This is a genomic window from Bradyrhizobium sp. BR13661, assembly GCF_029892425.1.
Taxonomy (GTDB): domain Bacteria; phylum Pseudomonadota; class Alphaproteobacteria; order Rhizobiales; family Xanthobacteraceae; genus Bradyrhizobium.
In genome coordinates this window covers 99,044-119,887 of sequence record NZ_JARXWB010000015.1, presented here as the reverse complement: position 1 = coordinate 119,887, position 20,844 = coordinate 99,044, and the positions used below count along the sequence as shown (strand labels likewise).

Annotated in this window: 22 protein-coding genes and 1 pseudogene; 11 read left to right on the top strand and 12 right to left on the bottom strand. The window is 63.3% G+C overall.

All coding sequences use genetic code 11. The annotated features are described in order from the left end of the window. Nucleotides 1-43 precede the first annotated feature (43 nt). Nucleotides 44-2,254, top strand: a complete 2,211-nt coding sequence (gene purL, locus M2427_RS24080; protein WP_280709225.1) for a phosphoribosylformylglycinamidine synthase subunit PurL — start codon at nucleotides 44-46, stop codon at nucleotides 2,252-2,254. A 70-nt stretch (nucleotides 2,255-2,324) separates the two neighbouring features. Here purL and M2427_RS24075 read toward each other — a convergent pair whose 3' ends face one another. Further along, complete coding sequence (locus M2427_RS24075) at nucleotides 2,325-3,515, bottom strand: acyltransferase (RefSeq protein WP_280709224.1); 1,191 nt, start codon at nucleotides 3,513-3,515, stop codon at nucleotides 2,325-2,327. Between the two features lie 184 nt (nucleotides 3,516-3,699). Here M2427_RS24075 and M2427_RS24070 point away from each other — a divergent pair, with 184 nt between their 5' ends. Next, nucleotides 3,700-3,873, top strand: coding sequence for a DUF1328 domain-containing protein (locus M2427_RS24070; RefSeq protein WP_027548646.1), 174 nt, complete (start codon nucleotides 3,700-3,702; stop codon nucleotides 3,871-3,873). A gap of 18 nt (nucleotides 3,874-3,891) precedes the next feature. Here the strand turns inward: M2427_RS24070 and M2427_RS24065 are convergent, their stop codons facing one another. After that, entirely contained in the window at nucleotides 3,892-4,995 is a 1,104-nt protein-coding gene (locus tag M2427_RS24065; RefSeq protein ID WP_280709223.1) for an alpha/beta hydrolase, read from the bottom strand. A 67-nt stretch (nucleotides 4,996-5,062) separates the two neighbouring features. Next, nucleotides 5,063-5,422, bottom strand: coding sequence for a DUF427 domain-containing protein (locus M2427_RS24060; protein WP_280709222.1), 360 nt, complete (start codon nucleotides 5,420-5,422; stop codon nucleotides 5,063-5,065). Between the two features lie 224 nt (nucleotides 5,423-5,646). Between M2427_RS24060 and M2427_RS24055 the strand changes: the two genes are divergently transcribed. Together M2427_RS24055 and M2427_RS24050 are read left to right on the top strand one after the other, a co-directional pair. Further along, nucleotides 5,647-5,883 (top strand): BolA family transcriptional regulator, encoded by a 237-nt coding sequence (locus M2427_RS24055; RefSeq protein ID WP_015685068.1) that lies wholly within the window; start codon nucleotides 5,647-5,649, stop codon nucleotides 5,881-5,883. Between the two features lie 38 nt (nucleotides 5,884-5,921). After that, complete coding sequence (locus M2427_RS24050; RefSeq protein ID WP_280709221.1) at nucleotides 5,922-7,115, top strand: low temperature requirement protein A; 1,194 nt, start codon at nucleotides 5,922-5,924, stop codon at nucleotides 7,113-7,115. Between the two features lie 12 nt (nucleotides 7,116-7,127). On the opposite strand, the gene egtD is transcribed toward M2427_RS24050, so the two are convergent. Both egtD and egtB read right to left on the bottom strand, forming a co-directional pair. Next, on the bottom strand, nucleotides 7,128-8,099 hold the full coding sequence (egtD, locus tag M2427_RS24045) for an L-histidine N(alpha)-methyltransferase (protein ID WP_280709220.1): 972 nt from the start codon (nucleotides 8,097-8,099) through the stop codon (nucleotides 7,128-7,130). A 50-nt stretch (nucleotides 8,100-8,149) separates the two neighbouring features. Further along, a complete protein-coding gene (gene egtB / locus M2427_RS24040) occupies nucleotides 8,150-9,448 on the bottom strand; it encodes an ergothioneine biosynthesis protein EgtB (protein ID WP_280709339.1) in 1,299 nt (432 codons plus the stop codon). A gap of 240 nt (nucleotides 9,449-9,688) precedes the next feature. On the opposite strand from egtB, the gene grxD reads away from it, so the two are divergent. The 4 genes and pseudogenes from grxD to M2427_RS24020 form a co-directional block, all read left to right on the top strand. Then, complete coding sequence (gene grxD / locus M2427_RS24035) at nucleotides 9,689-10,015, top strand: Grx4 family monothiol glutaredoxin (protein WP_280709219.1); 327 nt, start codon at nucleotides 9,689-9,691, stop codon at nucleotides 10,013-10,015. 3 nt (nucleotides 10,016-10,018) lie between these two features. Beyond that, a complete protein-coding gene (locus tag M2427_RS24030; RefSeq protein ID WP_280709218.1) occupies nucleotides 10,019-10,570 on the top strand; it encodes an O-acetyl-ADP-ribose deacetylase in 552 nt (183 codons plus the stop codon). 46 nt (nucleotides 10,571-10,616) lie between these two features. Beyond that, a complete protein-coding gene (locus M2427_RS24025) occupies nucleotides 10,617-11,903 on the top strand; it encodes a serine hydrolase domain-containing protein (protein ID WP_280709216.1) in 1,287 nt (428 codons plus the stop codon). A gap of 34 nt (nucleotides 11,904-11,937) precedes the next feature. Continuing rightward, nucleotides 11,938-12,099 (top strand): annotated as a pseudogene (locus tag M2427_RS24020) (serine hydrolase); the annotation flags it as partial. 63 nt (nucleotides 12,100-12,162) lie between these two features. Here M2427_RS24020 and M2427_RS24015 read toward each other — a convergent pair. The 5 genes from M2427_RS24015 to murI form a co-directional block, all read right to left on the bottom strand. Next, complete coding sequence (locus M2427_RS24015; protein WP_280709215.1) at nucleotides 12,163-13,230, bottom strand: threonine aldolase family protein; 1,068 nt, start codon at nucleotides 13,228-13,230, stop codon at nucleotides 12,163-12,165. Nucleotides 13,231-13,318: 88 nt separating this feature from the next. Beyond that, nucleotides 13,319-13,936 (bottom strand): 30S ribosomal protein S4, encoded by a 618-nt coding sequence (rpsD, locus tag M2427_RS24010; protein ID WP_237865706.1) that lies wholly within the window; start codon nucleotides 13,934-13,936, stop codon nucleotides 13,319-13,321. Between the two features lie 280 nt (nucleotides 13,937-14,216). Next, entirely contained in the window at nucleotides 14,217-14,984 is a 768-nt protein-coding gene (locus M2427_RS24005) for an acyltransferase (RefSeq protein ID WP_280709214.1), read from the bottom strand. A 101-nt stretch (nucleotides 14,985-15,085) separates the two neighbouring features. Continuing rightward, nucleotides 15,086-15,859: an aldolase/citrate lyase family protein gene (locus M2427_RS24000; RefSeq protein ID WP_280709213.1), complete on the bottom strand. Its 774-nt coding sequence runs from the start codon at nucleotides 15,857-15,859 to the stop codon at nucleotides 15,086-15,088. Between the two features lie 61 nt (nucleotides 15,860-15,920). After that, on the bottom strand, nucleotides 15,921-16,718 hold the full coding sequence (murI, locus tag M2427_RS23995; RefSeq protein WP_280709212.1) for a glutamate racemase: 798 nt from the start codon (nucleotides 16,716-16,718) through the stop codon (nucleotides 15,921-15,923). A 167-nt stretch (nucleotides 16,719-16,885) separates the two neighbouring features. Between murI and M2427_RS23990 the strand changes: the two genes are divergently transcribed. Both M2427_RS23990 and M2427_RS23985 read left to right on the top strand, forming a co-directional pair. Then, nucleotides 16,886-17,437 (top strand): cytochrome b, encoded by a 552-nt coding sequence (locus M2427_RS23990; RefSeq protein WP_280709211.1) that lies wholly within the window; start codon nucleotides 16,886-16,888, stop codon nucleotides 17,435-17,437. An 83-nt stretch (nucleotides 17,438-17,520) separates the two neighbouring features. Next, nucleotides 17,521-18,162, top strand: a complete 642-nt coding sequence (locus tag M2427_RS23985) for a glutathione S-transferase (protein ID WP_280709210.1) — start codon at nucleotides 17,521-17,523, stop codon at nucleotides 18,160-18,162. 7 nt (nucleotides 18,163-18,169) lie between these two features. Here M2427_RS23985 and M2427_RS23980 read toward each other — a convergent pair whose 3' ends face one another. Further along, complete coding sequence (locus tag M2427_RS23980) at nucleotides 18,170-18,976, bottom strand: cyclic nucleotide-binding domain-containing protein (protein WP_280709209.1); 807 nt, start codon at nucleotides 18,974-18,976, stop codon at nucleotides 18,170-18,172. A 253-nt stretch (nucleotides 18,977-19,229) separates the two neighbouring features. After that, a complete protein-coding gene (locus M2427_RS23975; RefSeq protein ID WP_280709208.1) occupies nucleotides 19,230-20,315 on the bottom strand; it encodes a preprotein translocase subunit SecD in 1,086 nt (361 codons plus the stop codon). A 184-nt stretch (nucleotides 20,316-20,499) separates the two neighbouring features. Here M2427_RS23975 and M2427_RS23970 point away from each other — a divergent pair, with 184 nt between their 5' ends. Next, on the top strand, nucleotides 20,500-20,844 hold the full coding sequence (locus M2427_RS23970) for a hypothetical protein (protein WP_280709207.1): 345 nt from the start codon (nucleotides 20,500-20,502) through the stop codon (nucleotides 20,842-20,844).

Here is a 20,844-nt window from a genome sequence, read left to right as displayed (position 1 = left end):
CTTCCTAAGAACGGCCAAACGCCCGCCGAAAGCCCCTGAAGCCATGAAGAACGAACCCAAGATCACCCCCGAACTGGTTGCCGCCCACGGGCTCAAGCCCGACGAATACGAGCGCATCCTGAAGCTGATCGGGCGGGAGCCGACCTTCACCGAGCTCGGCATCTTCTCGGCGATGTGGAACGAGCACTGCTCGTACAAATCCTCGCGCATCCATCTGAAGGGCCTGCCGACCAAGGCGCCCTGGGTGATCCAGGGTCCCGGTGAGAATGCCGGCGTGATCGATATCGGCGACGGCCAGGCGGTGGTCTTCAAGATGGAGAGCCACAACCACCCGAGCTACATCGAGCCGTATCAGGGCGCGACCACCGGCGTCGGCGGCATCTTGCGCGACGTCTTCACCATGGGCGCGCGCCCGATCGCCTGCCTGAACGCGCTGAGCTTCGGTGCGCCCGAGCATGCCAAGACCCGGCATCTCGTCTCCGGCGTGGTCGCCGGTGTCGGCGGTTACGGCAATTCCTTCGGCGTGCCGACGGTCGGCGGCCAGGTGCGTTTCCACACCCGCTATGACGGCAACATCCTCGTCAACGCGATGGCCGTGGGCCTCGCCGATGCCGACAAGATTTTCTATGCGGCGGCCTCCGGCGTGAACATGCCGATCGTCTATTTGGGCTCCAAGACAGGCCGTGACGGCATTCACGGCGCCTCGATGGCGTCGGCCGAGTTCGACGACAAGTCCGAGGAGAAGCGCCCGACCGTGCAGGTCGGCGATCCCTTCGCCGAGAAACTGTTGCTCGAGGCCTGCCTCGAGATCATGGAGAACGGCTGCGTGATCGCGATCCAGGACATGGGCGCGGCGGGCCTGACCTGCTCGGCGGTCGAGATGGGCGCCAAGGGCGACCTCGGCGTCGACCTCGATCTCGATGCGGTGCCGACCCGCGAGATCGGCATGAGCGCCTACGAGATGATGCTGTCGGAGAGCCAGGAGCGCATGCTCATGGTGCTCAAGCCGGAGAAGGAAAAGGAAGCCGAGGCGATCTTCAAGAAATGGGGCCTCGACTTTGCGGTGGTCGGCTACACCACGCCGAGCAAGCGCTTCGTGGTCAAGCATGGCGGCGATGTCATGGCCGATCTGCCGATCAAGGAGCTCGGCGACGAGGCGCCGCTCTATGACCGTCCGCATGTCCCGTCCGCCGCGCTGCCGGTCGTGCATGCGCGCGAGGTGCCTGCGCCGATGGCGCTCGGGGCCGCGCTGGAGAAGCTGATCGGCACGCCCGACATGTGCAGCAAGCGCTGGGTCTGGGAGCAGTACGACCACGTCATTCTCGGCAACACCCTGCAGCGCCCCGGCGGCGATGCCGCTGTCGTGCGCGTGCAGGATGGGCCGAAGGGCCTGGCGCTGACCGTCGACGTCACGCCGCGCTATTGCGAGGCTGATCCGTTCGAGGGCGGCAAGCAGGCGGTGGCGGAGGCCTGGCGCAATATCACCGCGGTCGGCGGCAAACCGCTCGCGATTACCGACAATCTCAATTTCGGCAACCCTGAGCGGCCCGAGATCATGGGCCAGTTCGTCGGCTGCCTGCAGGGCATCTCGGAAGCCTGCCGCACGCTGGACTTCCCGGTCGTATCGGGCAACGTCTCGCTCTACAACGAGACCAACGGCCGCGCGATCCTGCCGACACCGTCGATCGGCGGCGTCGGACTGCTCGACGACTTCACCAAGTCTGCCTCGCTCGCCTTCAAGGCCGAGGGTGAGGCGATCCTCCTGATCGGCGAGACCCATGGATGGCTCGGCCAGTCGGTGTACCTGCGCGACATCTGCGGTCGCGAGGAGGGCGCACCGCCACCGGTCGATCTCGCGGCCGAGAAGCGCAACGGCGACTGCGTGCGCGGCATGATCCATGCGGGTACGGCAACCGCTGTGCACGATCTCTCCGATGGCGGCCTCTTGATCGCGCTCGCCGAGATGGCGATGGCGAGCGGCATTGGTGCGAAGCTTCTGGCTGCACCGACTTCGCTCGTGTCACAGGCCTATTGGTTCGGCGAGGACCAGGCGCGCTATCTCGTCACCGTGCCGGAAACCGAAGCTGGCCGCGTCCTCGCCAAGATGCGCGGCTGCGAGGTGCCCTGTGTGCGGATCGGCACCACCGGCGGCGATGCCATCGCGATCGTTGGCGAGGCGCTTGTGTCGATCGAGAGCTTGCGCACGTCGCACGAACGTTTTCTGCCGGAGTATATGGGCGGCAAGGCCGCCTGAGCCGCTCCCGAGTTCTCCGTCATTGCAAGCCAGCCCGCTGGCCCGCAATGACGAGTAAAGAGGGCATGCCCTACAATACCTGCTTCGCGCCGGGAATTGTCCGCAACGCTGCGGTCACGGCCCAGCTGAAAATCACCGTCAGCACGAACACTGTGAGAGCCTTCACGATTGCAGGCAAATCGTAGTCGAACAGCCAGTATTGCAGCCACAGCGTGATCGGATAGTGCACCAAAAACATGCCGAAGGCGGCAGACTGCATCGGATCGAGCAGCCTGGCCGAACCTGACTGCCTGAACCGCTGAAAGAAGGCCAGGATCAGAAACATGATGGCCACGCTGAAGATGGTCACGAAGACAGCGTAAGTTCCTTCATACCAGTTCGGCAGCGGCGACGGATTCCCCAAGATCTCCCGCTTGATGAAAATCAGCACCCACAGCATGCAATACGGCACGATGGCCAGGATCAACCACTCCCAGCTGACCTTCGCCATTCTGCCCTCAGCCGAGAGCAGGCCGCGATCCATACTGGCAACGCCGATGCCGGCGCCGAAAAAGAAGTAGGTCGCATACAGCATGACGCGCCCATGCTGGACCGAAAACGGCCCGAACTCGAACCAGTTGCTTGGTCCGAAATACATCAGCCCGGGGACATAGAACGCGGCGCTGACGGCCAGCATGACCGCGAAGAATTCGGCGGGCCGGCGCCGTCCGCGCACCGAGAGGCGGTTAATCGGGTCGAGCAGGTTGGGCGACAGCCGGTACAGCAGGCATGCGACCAGGTCGAACGCGAACAAAACCCACAAGAACCAGATCGGCCCTGATGGCCACGGCCCTTTAATGATCGTGGTCCACCAGAACTCTGAAAAGCCGATCTCGGGATTATTCCGCAACGAGATGGCGTAGTACGCGAGGGGAATGACTGTGAATGCGCAGATCACGAACGGGATGCCGAGCCGACGGACGCGGTCTGCCAAATAGCTCGCCGGCCCCTTGCGAGCGATTCCCGACCACGCGAACAGCCCCGACAGGAAGAAGAACATCGCCATGAAGAAGCTGTCGGTTGCCAGCACGATCATGTCGAAGCCGAAGAAGAACTTCGGGTCGGTGTGGCCGAAATAGGTATAGGGAATGACAGCGTGATGCAGCAGCACCACCAGTGTCAGGAAGGTGCGGGCGCGGTCGAGCGATAAATTGCGCGTCTTGACCTTTGGCTCGGCATGCGTCTCTGCGCCCATCGTCGCAGAATGTGACATCGTCGTCATGGCAGCCCCAGTCGCCTTTCTCTCCTCGCGGACCTTGCCGCCGGGAACCCGATTCAGCAAGCGCAGTTTGTGCCGCAACAAGCTTCCGTCGTGCCTTTAGGAACCAGTTCCGCACAACGCGGTTAGGGTTTCCGATACGGCTGAGAGGCCATCGCTTGCAATGGCCAATGTTGCGGAGCTGGCAATGACGATCTTGAAATGGGCCCTGATATTCCTGCTGATCTCGATCGTGGCCGGTGTGCTCGGCTTCACCGGCATTTCGGCCGCTTCCGCCGACATCGCCCGCTTCCTGTTCTATGTCTTCGTCGTGATCTTCCTGGTGTTACTTATCCTCGGGCTCACGATCTTCAGGGCGTAGCCGGACACCGCGCCGGCCTCAATTCCCCGCGAGCGGTCTCACATGGGTGACCAGTTCCGCCAGAAACTCGTCCGGACGCTCGAACGGAATGAAATGGCTCCCGCCGCGCACCCAGACAAATTCCTTATGAGGAGCCGTGATCTGATTGAACAGTTCTTCGGCCGGCCCGGCCGGTGTGTTGTAGTCCGTATCTCCCTCGATGAAAATCACCGGAATCGAAAACGCGAGTCCCAGTGAGGCGACGTCGCGCTTGAACATGGGGCCCTCTCGTCCGCGCAGATATTTTGCGGAGAAGGCCATGCCTTTGCGCCAGTTGTACCAGTCCAGCAGCGAGAAATCCGGCATGAACGGGGGCGGGATGGGACCCGTCAACTGGACGCTCTCGATGGAGGGTAGCCCCAGCGCTTTGCTCCACTTGTCCGCTACCAGTCGATTTTGCGGACTGATCAGAGGCCGCGCGACGATTGGCGCCAATTCCGCATGGGCCTCGCTGTTGCCAGCCGACTGCGCCAACGCTTGCAGATGCGCGATCGTGATCTCGAATTGCTTCTCGAACGTCAGCCTGCCGACCACCTGTCCCGTGCCGACATAGGCATAAAACAGATCGGGGCGCTGCTTGACGATGTGAATGCCCAGGAACGATCCCCAGGAATGCCCGACCAGGACAATCTTGTCCTTGTGCAGATGGCTTCGCAGGTATTCGGCCAGCTCGACGCCATCCTGCGTCATGCGCTCGAGCGTCATGGTTGGAGCGAGCGTCTCTCCAGCCGCGCCATAAGTACGGCCGGCGCCGCGCTGGTCCCACTGCACGACGGTGAAATGCTTTTCCCAGGGACGCCAGCCCGAAGAGATCGCCAAAGTGGATCCTCCAGGCCCGCCATGGACAAACAGCAGGACCGGGTTATCTCGATCCTCGCCGCGGATTTGAATCCATTGCCTGATGCCGCCGATTTCGACGAACGCGCCCTCCTGAATCGCCTTCGGTGAACGGATTGCAAGAATTTCGGCAGCAAGATGTTGGCGATAGGCACGAAAGCCCAGTCCGGCTGCGGCCACCAAGAGGAGGACGCCGACCAATCCCAGCAACGAGACCCCAATCAGTCTTGCGGCCTTGCGCGGCATCTTGTGCCTTGTGTCGATTGGAGGAAGGCGACCTCATGATCGCCCCGGCGTCACAGCGCCAGCGAGCTCAGCCCACTTCCTCGATCTTGACCTTGTCCGGATAGAAGGCGAGATGGCCTGATATTTCCGTCATCGCGGGGAAGGGCGTCTCGTAGGTCCAGATGGCGTTATCGAGCGTCTTGCCGTCGGCCTTGACGCTGAAATAGCTGGCGTCGCCCTTGTAGGGGCAGTGGGTGGTGCGCCCGGTGCGCTCCAGCAGCGCCATGTTGGCGTCTTCCCGCGGCAGATATTGCACCGCCGGATACCTGGCCTCTTTCAGCGTCAGCGCCTTGGTGCTCTCGGCGATCACGATATCGCCCGCCGTGACGCGGACGCGACGGGGATTTTGGGTGATGGTGATGGGGTGGTCGGGGCCTGGAAGCTTCATGATTTCACGCCTTTTCGATCAGCCTGCCGCGCGCGGCACTTTGTCGTGCCTTTATCCTGATGGGATCAGGGATATAGTGCCTGAAGACGTGACGTAGAAGGCCGTTCACGCTAAGTTTGGCCCTGCCGGCGCGTTTGGCCTTACGGATCCGGACCCCGGCAAGCGATTCGACGCCGAGGCTGCAAACCGACACGCTTTAAGCCGACACAAGGAGCAAGACCCGAATGCCCATGGACGCCCACGATATCGAGGCGATGATCAAGGCAGCAATCCCCGATGCCGAGGTGACCATCCGTGACCTCGCCGGCGATGGCGACCACTATGCCGCGACCGTGATCTCGGAATCCTTCCGCGGCAAGTCCCGCGTCCAGCAGCATCAGATCGTCTATCGGTCCCTGCAGGGCCAGATGGGCGGCGTCCTGCATGCGCTGGCGCTGCAAACCGGCGTGCCCGGTACTTGATCGATTGCACGTGACCTGATCGCGCGACGGGGACGATAATGGCCGCGGACAATCCACGCGGCGCGATGTTTCGCGTCATCGTGCCGAACCAGCCCAGCCGCGTCACCAATGCCGAGCTGTTCTTCGACCTTGTCTTCGTCTTCGCCGTCACCCAGATCTCGCACACGCTGCTCAACCACTTCACGCCCCCAGGTGCGATCGAGGTCACGCTGCTGTTCCTGGCGGTGTGGTGGGTGTGGGTCTACACCGCCTGGGTCACCAACTGGCTCAACCCCGACCTGACGCCGGTCCGCATCCTGATCTTCCTGATGATGCTGGGCGGCCTCGTGCTGTCGACGACAATCCCGACGGCCTTCGATGGCCGCGGCCTCTGGTTCGCCATCGCCTACGCGGCCATGCAGGTCGGACGCACCGCGTTCTGGCTGCTTGCGACCCCGCGCCATCGCACCGCCGTGCGGCACAATGCGATCCGCATCCTGGTCTGGCTGTCCTGCTCCGCGGTGTTGTGGATATCAGGCGGCCTCGCGCACGGCGAGGAGCGGCTGTGGTTCTGGATCGCTGCGCTTGCGATCGAATATGTCTCGCCCGCCGTGCGCTTCTGGGTGCCCAAGCTGGGTTTCTCATCGGTCGAGGCCTGGGCGGTTGAAGGCGGCCACATGGCCGAGCGCTGCGCCGGTTTCATCATCATCGCACTCGGCGAGGCCGTCGTGGTCAACGGCGCGACCTTCGCCGAGCTGAACTGGACCGCGGACAACATTCTGGCGTTCCTCGCGTGCCTTGTCGGGAGCATCGCGATGTGGTGGGTCTATTTCCACAAGGGCGCTGAAGCCGGCTCCGAGGTGATCTCGAAAGCGGCCGAATCCGGCCGGGTGGCGCGGCTGGCCTACACCTATCTGCACATGCCGATCGTCGCCGGCATCATTCTCACCGCGGTCTCGGACGAGCTGGTGCTGAAGCACCCGACCGGACATTCCGACGTCCGCACCATCGTCAGCACGATCGGTGGTCCGCTGGTGTTCCTGGTCGGCACCATCCTGTTCAAGCACTCGATCCGCGGTTTCCTCCAGCTCTCCCACGGCATCGGCATCATCGCGCTCGCGGCGCTGTGGTGGTTCGCCGCTGATCTCTCGCCGCTCTGGCTCTCGGTCGCGACAAGCGTGATCATGATCGTCGTCGCGGTGTGGGAGTCGGTGTCGCTGGGCTCGAAGGTGGAGGAGGCCGAAGAGCGCTGAGGCGCCGGAGTCTTACTCCGCCGCCTCCAGCGCATGCACCGAGAACATCTTCGCAGCGTCCGTCCAGCTCTCGCGCACGCGCCAGCCGGCGCTCTGCGCCAGCGCTGCAAAACGCTCGATACTGTATTTGTAGCTGTTCTCGGTGTGGATGCTTTCGCCCGGCCGGAACGAGAAGCTGGTGCCGAGCATGCGTACGGTCTGGCTCTTCCGGCTGATCAGATGCATCTCGATCCGGTGTCGCTCGTGATTGTAGATCGCACCATGAGTGAAGGCGGAGAGGTCGAAATTGCCGCCGAGCTCGCGGTTGATCCGCACCAGCACATTGAGATTGAACCGCGCGGTGACGCCGGCCGCATCGTTATAGGCGGCATGGAGCAGGCGCTCTTCCTTCTCGAGGTCGGCGCCGATGATCATCTGCGCGCCCTTGCCGAGGATTTGGCGGGCACTCTTCAGGAAAGCCTGCGCCTCTTCAGGCTCGAAATTGCCGATGGTCGAGCCCGGGAAGAAGCCGACCTTCGGCATTGATGCGACCGCCTTGGGCAGCTCGAACGGCGTCGTGAAGTCGGCGGCCACCGGATAGATGCCGAGCGAAGGGAAGTCGCGCTTCAGGCCATTGGCCTGCGCCTGCAGGAAATCGCCGGAGATATCGACCGGGACATAGGCCGCGAACCTCGACTGGTTCAGCAGCAGACGGACCTTCGTGGTCGCGCCGGCGCCGAATTCCACCAGCGCGGCATTCTCGGGAATGATCTTTGCGATCTCGCTGCCACGTTCCCTCAGGATCGCAAGCTCGGTGCGCGTCGGATAATATTCCGGCAGGCGCGTGATCGCCTCGAACAGCTCCGACCCGGTCGCGTCGTAGAAATATTTCGGCGACAGTTTTTTTGGCTGCTGCGAGAGGTCCTCGATGGCCTCGCGGGCAAAGGCGGTGGTCTGTTCGTCGGGAAGATGGGCTTCGGCCAAAGCGCTGGCGTGCACATTCATGATACTCTCCTGAACGCGCTGTCCGGCGCGCATTTATCGTCGGATGAGAACTAGAAATAGTCAGCGAGCCGCAACCCCGTGAACTGCCAACGGTGGTGCGGATAGAAGAAGTTGCGATATGTGACACGGCTATGACCGTCAGGCGTCGCCAGCGAGGAACCGCGCAACACCAGCTGGTTGACCATGAACTTGCCGTTGTACTCGCCGAGCGCGCCGTCGATGGCGCGGTAGCCGGGGTACGGCGAATACGACGAGCGCGTCCACTGCCAGACGATGCCGAAGGCGTCGTTGAGCTGGCCTGCGCGGGCTGCAACCTCCCACTCCATCTCGGTCGGCAGGTGCTTGCCGGCCCAGCGCGCGAACGCATCGGCCTCGTAATAGCTGATGTGACAGACCGGGGCGTCGGGCTCGACCGGCTTGAGACCGGCGAGTGTCATCACCTGCCACCCACCATCGGCCTCGCGCCAATGGCCCGGGGCCTGCCAGTCTTCCTTGCTGGCCGCGGCGAAGCCATCCATCAGCCACAGCGTCGCACGCCGGTAGCCTCCGTCGCGCATGAAGGCGAGCCATTCGCCATTGGTGACGAGATGGCGCGCGATCTTGACGGGGCCGACGAGCGCGCGATGCGCGGGCTTCTCGTTGTCGAAATGGAAGCTGTCGTCGACATGGCCGACGGTGTGGATGCCCTCGTTGAGGGTCATCCAATCGTCGCCGGCGCGCGTTGCGGACGGAAAGCGCCAGTCCGTGTCGTAAGCCGGATAGACCGGGTTCTGCGCGAAGGCATGCAGGATATCGGTGAACATCAGTTCCTGATGCTGCTGCTCATGGTTGAGCCCAACCTCAACCAGCGGCGCGATCTCGCGAAGCTTGTCCTCGCCGGCCTCGCGGAAGAATTTGACGACGGCCGCATCGACATGGCGACGGTAGGCGCCGACCTCGCTGGCGCTGGGGCGCGTGATGTCGCCGCGATGATTGCGGGCGTGACGCGGGCCGGCGCTGACGTAATAGGAATTGAACAGGAAGGCGAAGTCGGGGTGGAACGGCCGATAGCCCGGCGCGTGCTCACCGAGCAGAAACTGCTCCCAGAACCAGGTGGTATGGGCCCGGTGCCACTTCGCCGGACTCGCATCCGGCATGGATTGGATCTGCTGGTCCTCGGGAGACAGCGGCGCAGCCCGGCGTTCGGTCTCGCTGCGGACGGCGAGAAAGGCAGTCTCCAGCCCCTGAGCGAGTCCATCAGGGGCGGCCGACGGTGACGAAAGCGGCGGACTGGCCGTTGCGGATGCTTGTTTCGTCACGTTTTTCTCCAGACAGGACAAGAGAACGTTGTTGGCGCGACCCGGTTCCAAAACCAAGGTTCGTCCTAGATAGGCGCTCCGTTACGGTATGAAAGTCCTCCCCGGCGATGATATTCGTGTCATCATGCAATGGCGCAGGGGCAGCCCCGCCGACCATCCAGGGACCGTTCGCCGCCATTTTACTTTGGATGCACAACGGTTTGGGCTACATATATAGGCAGGTATCGGGTTAGACCGGCTGAGCCGGCCCGGATTGATAGGTGAGGGCTCAAGCCCCAGAAGGACACGGATATGAGCATCGCGGAATTCATCGACAACGAAGTGAAGTCGAACGACGTGGTTCTGTTCATGAAGGGTACGCCGCAATTTCCGCAGTGCGGCTTCTCCGGCCAGGTCGTGCAGATCCTCGACCACGTCGGCGTCGGCTATAAGGGCCTCAACGTGCTCGAATCCGCCGAACTGCGCAACGGCATCAAGGAATATTCGAACTGGCCGACCATTCCCCAGCTCTATGTGAAGGGCGAATTCGTCGGCGGTTGCGACATCGTGCGCGAGATGTTCCAGGCCGGCGAATTGCAGCAGCTCTTCTCCGAGAAGGGCGTCGTCGTCGCGGCCTGATCCGTGACGCTGCTGACGCGCCGGATCGGTGGCGTCCAGCTTGACGTCATCGTTGCCGACATCACGACCCTCGGCGTTGACGCCATCGTCAACGCCGCAAATTCGTCGCTTCTTGGGGGAGGCGGCGTCGATGGCGCGATCCATCGGGCGGCCGGGCCCGACCTGGTTGCCGAGTGCCGCATGCTTCACGGCTGCAAGACGGGCGACGCCAAGATCACCAAAGGCTACCGGCTCAAGGCCGCGCACGTGATCCACACCGTCGGGCCGGTCTGGAATGCAGGCACTCTCGGCGAGGACGACCTGCTCGCCTCCTGCTATCGCCGTTCGATGGAGCTCTGCGGCAAGCACGAGCTGTCCTCGGTGGCATTCCCCGCGATTTCAACCGGTATTTTCCGCTTTCCTGCCGACCGGGCCGCGAAGATCGCGATTGATACGACCATTGACGCCCTGCCGGCCGCGCCGTCGGTCGGTCACGTCATATTCTGCTGCTTCTCGGAGGCAAGCGCCGCCCTGCACACGGACGTTTTGGCACGGTTCGGCAGCCCTTGTGCCTGACAGTGTCATCGGTACACTCCGCCCCGCCATGTTCCGTGGAGGGGATATGATTTCACGTTTTGGACGATTTGCCTTGGCCTGCGCCGCGCTCGTCTCGTTCGGGACGATGTCGCTCGCGCGCGCGGAAGGCACCTACGAGATTCCAGCCGGTGCGCATTTCAATCCGGACAAGCTCGGCAAGATCAGCGAGTTCTTCAAGAACGAGGTTGCGACTGGCAAGATCGCCGGCGCGACCGTGCTGATCAGGCAGCACGGCAAGCCTGTTTATCACGAAGCCTTCGGCGTGCAGGACGTGGTCAGCAAGGCGCCGATCACCGACAAGACGATCTTCCGCCTGTCGTCGTTAACCAAGGTGATCACCTCCGTTGTGGCGATGCAACTGATCCAGGACGGAAAGATCAAGCTCGACGATCCCGTCTCGAAATACATTCCCTCCTTTGCAAATGTGAAGGTCGGTGAGGAGAAGAAGGCCGAGGACGGCACCAAGACGCTCGAGCTGGTACCACCGGCCCGGCCCATGACCATTCTCGACCTGATGCGCCATACCTCCGGGATCACCTACGGCTTCTACGGCGACAGTCTGGTTCGCAAGGCCTATCGCGACGCCAACATCTACGCGGGCGAATTCGATCTCGCCGAGTTCGCCGAGCGGATCGCCAAGCTGCCGCTGCATAATCAGCCCGGCGCGCTCTGGCAGTACGGCCATTCCACCGACATTCTGGCGCGGATCATGGAGATCGTGTCCGGAAAGACATTGTTCGAACTCGAGAAGGAAAAGCTGCTCGATCCGCTCGGTATGACCGATACAGGCTTCTTCGTCACCGAACCGGAGAGGCTGCAACGGCTCGCCCAGCCGCTGCCGAACGACAGCAATTTCCGGGTCGGCCGCGAGTACAGGACTGAGGTTCGCCAGAAGTGGGAATCCGCCAGCGGCGGCATGGTTTCGACCATGGCGGACTTTTCGCGCTTTGCGCAGATGCTGGTCGATGGAGGAACGTTCGAGGGCAAGACCTATCTCAGCCCGAAGACGTTCGAGCTGATGGCATCGGACCATGCCGGCAAGGACTCCGGCGTTGAGCGGGACTACTTCTATTTTCCCGGTGACGGTTTTGGCATGGGACTTGGGTTTGCCGTGCGCACCGATCCCGGTAATGCCAAACCGCCGCCGCCCGGTGATCTCGGGGAATTGAAGTGGGACGGCGCCAGCGGTTGCTATTTGGTGATCGATCGTAAGCAGGACATGTTCTTCGTGCTGCTGGAGCAGACCCCGACCGAGCGCCAGCGCGTCCAGCGGACATTGAAGCAACTGGTCTATGAAGCCATGGAGAACTGACATGTTCGGGCGCCGCGCGCTCCTCGCGGCGCTCTGGCCGCTTGGCGAGTATCGCTGGGACGGCGTCGGCGGGACCTCTTTCTTCATCGATCCCGAAGACGATTTGTTCGGGGTCTTCATGGTGCAGACACCGTCGCAGCGCGGCCGGATTCAGCTCGAGCTGAAGACGCTGATCTATCAGGCGATGGGGCGGTAGTCTCTCGTCTCGACGCGTTTTCCTTACGCGAACCGGCATCCATTTCGCTTGAAAACGCCTTGGCTACGCCCCGCGCACGATCTCTCTGACATAGCCGATCGTTTCCTCGACCTGGCTGGCATTGACGTCGAGATGGGTGCAGGCGCGGATGCGGCCGTCCATCATCGCGAGCGTCACGCCGCGCTGACGCAGTGCCGCGACCATCTTGTCGCCGGGAATGCCGGCGCCGTCGGGCTTGAAGAACACGAGATTGGTCTCGGGCTCCTGCACCTCGATGCCTGCGATCTGCGACAGCCCGCGGGCGAGCGCGCGCGCATTGGCGTGATCGTCGGCGAGGCGGTCGACGTGATGGTCGAGCGCGTAGATGCAGGCGGCCGCACAGATTCCGGCCTGCCGCATCGAGCCGCCGAGGCGCTGCTTCCACTGCCAGACCGCGTCGATGAAGTCGCGCGTGCCCGCGAGTACGCCGCCGATCGGTGCACCCAGGCCCTTGGAGAAGTCGATCCAGGCCGAATCCCAGCCCGCAGTCATGTCGCGCGCCGAGATGCCGGTCGCAACGGTCGCATTGAGCAGGCGCGCGCCGTCCATGTGCGTGACGAGGCCATGTTGTTTCGCGATCGCGACGATCTCGTCGAGCGCGGCTTTCTTCCAGATCGTGCCGCCGCCGATATTGGCGGTCTGCTCGACGCTGACGACCCTCTGTGTCGGCTGGTAGCGGGTGCGCGGATGCAGCGCTTTCCGGAACGTCTCCGGCGTGAACTGGCCGTCGCCGCCCTTGAGCTGCGTCACCTGGAAGCCGCCGATCGCAGCATGCGCGCCGCCTTCGCGGGCGATGATGTGCGCGGTCTCATGCGCGAGGATTTCGTCGCCAGGGCGGCAATGCACCAGTGTCGCGGTGACGTTGCACATCGTCCCCGAGGGCATGTAGACGGCAGCCTCCTTGCCCATCAGCGCGGCGACGCGCTCGCATAGCGCATTCACGGTCGGATCGTCGCCGACCTGCTCGTCGCCGACTTCGGCCCGCGCCATCGCCTCGCGCATCGCAGCCGTCGGCTTGGTCTGCGTGTCCGACAGCAGATTGATGCGCACCGGTGGCGCCTTGGGATCAACAGGAGGAGGGGTGTAGAGCATGCGACGGCTCCTAAAGCAGTGCGGCCACTGAAATGTGGCTCTTAAGCAAAAAGGCCCCGGCGAACCGGGGCCTTTCGATGTTCAAATCTTAGCGCGAATAGAATTCGACGACCAGATGGGGCTCCATCTGCACCGGGAACGGCACGTCGGAGAGGCCGGGGATGCGCACGTATTTCGCGGTCATCTTGCCGTGGTCGACTTCGAGATAGTCGGGAGTGTCGCGCTCGGGGAGCTGGCTGGCTTCGAGAACGTGGGCGAGTTGCTTGGAGGCTTCCTTGACCTCGACGACGTCGCCGACCTTGACCTGGTAGCTCGAGATGTTGACCTTGCGGCCGTTCACCTTGACGTGGCCGTGGTTGATGAACTGGCGCGCGGCGAAGATCGTCGAGACGAACTTGGCGCGGTACACGACCGCGTCGAGACGACGCTCGAGCAGGCCGATCAGGTTCTCGCCGGTATCACCCTTGAGGCGGCTGGCCTCGACATAGATGCCGTGGAACTGGCGCTCGCTGATGTTGGCGTAATAGCCCTTCAGCTTCTGCTTGGCGCGTAGCTGCACGCCGAAGTCCGAGAGCTTGCCCTTGCGGCGCTGGCCGTGCTGGCCGGGGCCGTATTCCCTGCGGTTCACGGGGCTCTTCGGGCGGCCCCAGATGTTCTGGCCCATACGGCGATCGATCTTGTACTTCGCCTCACTGCGCTTAGTCATCGCGTCCTCTTCGGTTGCATGGTTTGAGGAAACGCGCCCTCCTGTGTGACGGGATGATCCCGGCACCGACAGGTCCGATCCCCAAAGCTAGAGGGAGCCGACCACGGGTCGCGAAACGCTTCGCGGGCCGAAAACGGCCCGCGAGCAGGCGGCTTTTAGGGGAGTTTGGGGTCCGCTGTCAATTCTTTAGCCGTCATTCCGGGGCGCTCGAAGAGCGAACCCGGAATCTCGAGATCCCGGGTTTGGTGCTCTGCACCGCCCCGAGATGACCGCTACGCGGTCAGGTCCCGACAGCCCGAATCGGCTTGGGGCCGGCTGAGCGTAATTCGGCAGCAATTTCAGTGTTCAGGGCCTGTTCCAGCCGGGTCAGGACCCGCGCGATCGGGGCCGCGTCCGTCACCCGGTGGTCCCAGCGGATCACGACATGGATGGTCTGGTCCGGCTCGACCAGGCCATAGCTGACGATGAACGGGCCTGGCGTGATCGGGTGGAGCTCGCCGCCGCCATAGGCGGCAACCGAGCTCACCGCGAAGCTGCCGAACCAATTGCCGCGCTGCCGGCCGAAATTCAACCCCACCGCCCAGGACAGGCGCCGCAGCGGCAGCGGCAGCCGGGTGACCCGCATGATCTTGCGGAACATCGGGATATCATCGATCGGGGCCGTCTTGGCGCGCCGGATCTCGGCATCGACCGCTCCCAGTGCCATGGCCTCCGGGGCGGCGATCCGCTGCGGCAGGACGCATTCCTCGCCATTCTCGACCCGGGCGATCGCCACTGACGCCACGCTGCAGGGCAGCTCGTAGAGCGATGGCCAGGGCCATTTGGCATAGACTGTGCGCAGGACTGGCTCGTCCCTCGCCACCAGGGCGAACGCCTTGACGAACATCGCCGCCCAGCCTGCCGGTGTCAGGGCGCCAGCCCGGGCCTCCAGCAGGGGGCGGATGTTGAGCGAGCGAGATAGCGAGACGAACGGCACACCCATCGAGGCGTGCATGAGGTCAATGATCAGGCGGCGCGGCAGCGAAATGTTCTTGGGTTGACCGCGCATCGTTCTTTCGGTTCCAGCAGGCTGACATGAGGGACGGCAAAAGGTCGCCGACCCTAGCAGCACTGCCGGTCCCGGCAAGTCTCAAGAGCTGAGGCCTGTGTTCAGCGCTTGATCCCGTCGAACGCAGCCATGATGCCGCGCTGGAACAGCGACCAGTCGAAGCCGAGCGCGATCGCGCGGTAACCACGGTCGATCAGCTGGTTGGCCTGGTCGGCGGTGCGCGCCACGCCGCCGATCGGCACGCCGCTTTTGAGGATGCCGGCCTCGGCCCGCGCGATTAGTGCGAGCAATTCCGGATCGTCCATCTGGCCGCGCTTGTTGATGGAGGTCGCGAGATCTCCGGGGCCGATGACGGCGACGTCGATGCCTGATGTGGCCATGATTTCGTCGATGCGGTTGACGGCATCGACATGTTCGATGGTGATCATGCAGATCATCTCGTCGTCGGCTGAAGCCATGTAATCAGGCATTGACTGGCCCCAGCGGAAGGGCGCGTGGAAGGGACCCCAGAGCCGGTCGCCGCGCGGCGGGTAGCGCACGCTGCGCACCGCTTTTTGCGCTTCCGCAGAGTTGGTGATCATCGGGAAGTTGATGCCGAATGCGCCGATATCCATCGGCGCCTTCGCAAGCCACGGCTCATTCGCCGCGATCCGCACCAGGGGCGTGCAGGGCGTGCCTGTTGTCGCCGCGATCATCGCATGCGCTTCGGTGAGCCCGATCGGCCCGTGCTCGAGATCGACGATGATCCAGTCGAGTGAGCGGGCCATGATCTGCACCATCTGCACGCTCGGAATGGTCGCGATCGCGCCGAAGGCGGGGCGGCCCTCGCTCCACATTTGGCGGAGGCGGTTGAGCGGCGTTGCGGGGACCGGCATGGGACGACTTTCGCGTGATGACGATGCGCCAAGCCTAGCAGCGCTCCGTGTCTGCGAAAAGTCAGGCGACCGCGCGGCCGCCGAAGAACGGCGTCAGCGTGGCGCCGAGGCCATGCACGCGGTTCGAGGTGAAGATCATCTCGGCGCCGGTCTGCGCGATGCTGCCACTGTAAGGGACGAGCAGATCGGAGACGCGGCGAGCAATAGCCGGTGCCGGGTCGATCCATTCGACCGGCCAGGGCGCGAGCTTTTCCATCCGGCCGAGCAGCAGCGGATAATGCGTGCAGGCGAGCACCACAATATCGGTGCGCGCGCTTGCGTCTTCCGCGTCGCCGACGAAGCAGGGGGTCAGCTCCGCGAGAATGTCGTTATCGCTGATCGCCTGGCCACCGAGCTCGCGCTCTGCAAGTGAGGCCAGCTCCGGCGAGCCGACCAGCGTCACCTCGCATCCCAGCGCGAAATCGCGGATCAGCGCCCTGGTGTATTCGCGCTTCACGGTGCCCTTGGTGCCGAGCACCGAGACGCGGCGGGTCTTCGAGCGGGCGCAGGCCGGCTTGATCGCCGGCACCGTGCCGACGAAGGGCACGGAATAAGCGGCCCGCAGATGCGATAGGACCAGGGTGGACGCCGTGTTGCAGGCGATGACGACGAGGTCAGGATCATGGGTGCCGATCAACTCCCCCATCAGCGGCACGACGCGGGCGATGATCTCGTCCTCGCTGTGATGCCCATAGGGGAAGAAGGCGTCGTCGGCGACGTAGGTATAATGAGCATCCGGGCGCGCGGCCACGACTTCACGCAGCACGGTGAGGCCGCCAAGACCGGAATCGAATACCAGAATCGTCGGGGAATTGGTCACGTCGCTACCCTAGCCCGCCATGGTTACCATTCGGTTTTTTGGGCGATTTTGCGGCGGGGGCCGCCAAAGCCCAGTTTGGAACGATTCAATTTCACGTCTGCCGCCTGTTGCCGCTATCAGCCGTGTTGCGCTGCGGTCGGGATATCCGCAAATTTTCGGGGGCTGACATGATCAGAAACACGACGACAGGCTGGGGCAGCGTTGCCCGGTGGTTTCACTGGGGCCTGGCGCTGGCGATCATCGGCATGATCGGGTTCGGCTGGTGGATGAATCATATCCCGGCGCGTGCCGACAAGTTCTTCTACCGTTCGATCCATGCCGATATCGGCTATGTGATCCTGCTGCTCACGGTGCTGCGCCTGGCCTGGCGCGCCATCAACCCGACACCGGCGCTGCCGGCCGAGTCGTTGCGCTGGCAGAAGATCGCGGCCCGTCTCAGCCATGGCGCGCTCTATCTCGTGGTCATCCTGGTCGCGATGCTGGGCTGGGCGCATTCCGGTGCGCGCGCGACCAACTATTCGGATTTCTTCGGCCTGTTTCACGTGCCGCAGTTCACGTCCCCGGACAAAGCCGCGGCGGACGCCTATGAGGATCGGCATATCTTCTTTGCCTATGTGCTGCTGGCCTTGATCGCGGTCCACTTCGTCGCGGCCCTCTGGCACCAGTTCATTCGCCGCGACCGCGTCGTGGCGCGCATGGTGACGGACGAGGTGGGGTAGGGCACGAGAGTGACACGCGGTGCGGGCAATGAGTAGGATGTGGCATCCCGGCTCATCCACTCCCACAGTCGCAAGGAGACTCAATGCTCACCGTCCATCATCTCGGCAAATCGCAATCCGAACGCATCGTCTGGCTGTGCGAGGAGCTCGGGATTCCCTATGAGCTGAAGCGCTATGCGCGCGATTCCGTCACCATGCTGGCGCCGCCCGACTACAAGGCGCTGCATCCGATCGGTGCCGCGCCCGTCATCACCGACGGCGATCTGGTGCTGGCCGAGTCCGGCGCCGTTGTCGACTACGTCATCGCCAAACATGGCAACGGCCGTCTCGTGCTCCGCGCCGACGATCCCGATTTCCCGCAATTCCTCTACTGGTTTCACTTCGCCAACGGCACTTTGCAGGCCGGCATGGGCCGGCTGATGCTGCTCAACCGGCTCAAGCTCGCTGACGACAATCCGATGCTGGTCGCGATCAAAGCGCGTGTCGACCGTGCCTTCGACCTTGTCGATGAGCGCGTGCGCGATGCCGAATATCTGGCAGGCAGCAGCTTCACCACGGCCGATATCATGACGGGCTTCACGCTCACCACGATGCGCTATTTCCAGCCCTATGATCTCACGCGCTGTCCGAACGTGGTCAAATATCTCGGCCGCGTCAGTGCGCGTCCGGCCTACCGTCGCGCGATGGAGAAGGGCGATCCCGGCATGGCGCTGCTGCTCAGTTGAGCCGTCGTCACGCGATCTTGTTCGTGGTCGCCGACCGCGCCGCGGTCAGCTGCTTCTGCAGGCGGTCGATATTCTGCAGCAGGCGCTGGCTGGTCAGCACCAGGAAGTAATAGCCGAACTGCGGGTCCTGGAAGTAGATCTCGAGCAGGCGGTCATAGGTGATCGTCAGCACCTGCCCGTCTTCAATGCATTCGATCGTTCCGGTGCGCCGGTTGTCCGGGGTGAGAAAGCCGAGCTCGCCCATCAGCGCGCCGGGCCCGATCTCGACGCCGATCTCCTTGACCAGGAATTTGCCGGTCACGGTAAGCAGCATGTCATTGGCCGGATCGCCCAGCTTGAACAGCGTGTCGCCGCGGCGATATTTGCGTTCGGTCATGAACGGCTTCAGCCATTCGATGGACATGTCGCCTTCGGCCGCGTGCCGCGCCTTCTTGACCAGCTTGAGCATCTGCCGCAGCCGAACTGCGTTGATCGGAACCATCAGCAGATACAGCAGGAACGTCGAGACGTTGGCGGAGAGCGCGCCGAAAATGGCGAAGAACGCGCAGCCGATCATGTTGGCAACGCGCAAGGGCACCATCGTCCGCATCAGGAGGGTGGCGACGAAGAAGCCGGCGCCGATGGTCGCGAACAGATTGGCCAGCGTGATGTTGTGGACGAAGATCTCGAGCAGCCGGTTGAAGATCGCGTCGTAAGTGACGTTGTTGGGGTCGAGCCCCATCTGGACCAGGATCTTCGCGATCCTGAGATTGTCCGTGGCCGCATCGAGAATGCGGTCGAGGATCGAGGAAACGTCTGCGCTGCCGGACGGCATGGTACTATCCCTGCGTAAGGCCTTCAGTCCTGGTCTGTATGCTCGACACGTATAGCCGAATTCGAATGACGACCGCTTGAATGAAACTTTCGGTCGCCCCTCCGCAATAGGCAAATTTTAGCCCGAACTGCGGTTTCGGCAATTGCCCGTTCGTTGCGCGCGTGATCCGGGCGGCCCCGTGATTCGGGCTGGCGCTGCAGGTGGATTTCGGCGTCCGAAGAGGCGCCGGGCGTCAAAAAAGGCCGGTTGCGCCTTACGGCTTGGCGCCGGGCTGGACGACCTGCTGCTCGACGAGGGCCAGATGCCCGGGCAGCGAACCGGCGCGCAGCTGCATGGCCACGCTGTTGGCCTCCTCCAGGGTGAAATTGCCCGAGATCTGAACCGATCCGCCGGTGATGGGTTCGCGGATCACGGGGTCTGAGATCACGGTGTCGTCGAGTGCGATGGCGATGGGCTTGCCGATATTCGCTTCGGTGAGGTGGGCGAAACGCCGCGTGCCGCGTCCGTTGAAGTGGAAGGAGACAACCGGATCCTTGGTGCCGGGGGCAAAGCTGGGCGCGGCGTCGCTGATGTCCTCGCCGTCCAGCGCGCTCTCCTTGGCGACCAGATAGGGCTTCTTGTCCTTGAAGCCGAGCAGGACCTCGGAGCCTTCAGGCGGTGTGCCTGATAGCGCCTGCTCCGGCGGCATCGAGTCATCGACCTGGCGGAGGCTGACCTTGACCCTCCGGGCGAAGATTGCGGTGATGCGCTCGGGATCGGTCACGCCGGGCAGGAAGATGCGAATCCGGTCCGTCCCGTCAGGGCCGACGCTGACAAGCTTGACGTCGGCGTCCTTGAGGCGTTGCTCGATCATGGCGATGGAATTTTCGACGAGGTCGTGCAGCCGCGCCGCGGCTGCCGCGTCCGTCGGCGCGAGCCTGGCCGCTCCGTCACTGCCGTCGGTCAAGGACGTCGCATGCGACGGCAATCCCTCCGCGGCGGCAGCGAGCTTGCGCGCGAGCTGGTCGCGACCTTTGGGGTCCGCGATCTTGACATCGACACCGCCGTCGCGGATCGCGAGGCCGGAGTAGGCGATGTGGCCGTCGTGCAAGATCTTGTAGACGTCGTCGCGCAGATCCGTGACGACGCTATCGCGCAACCCGTCGCTGTCCACCTTGTAGATGATGCGTGAGCCGCCCTGCGTCTGCATCTTGTCACCGACGAAGGCCGTGATCCTGGCCCGCATCTTGTCAAGCTGGCTATCGGCGAGCGCGGCACGCGGCAAAGCGATCGCCATGATCGCCGACGTCAGAGCGAGTACAACCCGCGGTGTGATGCGGTTTCGCAGGGGCGTCGTCATGGTGTCCTCGCGTCTCGCGGCATGGCTGCTGCCCCGTTGGTCCGCCGATCGCGCAATCAGGTTCATTGCTCTCACCATTATTTCCACAAAATATAGCAATGATAATAGTTTAGGTCCGTAACCGGGATACAGACTAGCGTAACCGGGATATGCGTGTTAGGTTTTGCTATTGGAGCAAACAGCCGTGACCCCAGCGAAGAAGCGGATTCGAAAGTACCGAAAAGAGGGCGGCGCGGCAGATCTGGTGCGCGTCGAGGTCCTCGTTCCGCCGAACGCCCGAAACGAAGTGCTGGCAATGGCCTCGCGCATGCGGGCCGAACATCGCCAGAACAAGGAGCTCCAGTTGCTCCTCGACAACGCGCTGCACCTTTATGGGTCGCGGATACTCGACAATGTCGATCTCGGCCGGCTCCCCGATCTCCGATCGCGTGCGGCAGTTGCCGCGCGCGCGATGATCGATCGCGGCGACGCCCGGGCGTTTGCGATGGGCAGGAAGATGCTGGATCGCGTCAGCGAGCGCGAGGATTGA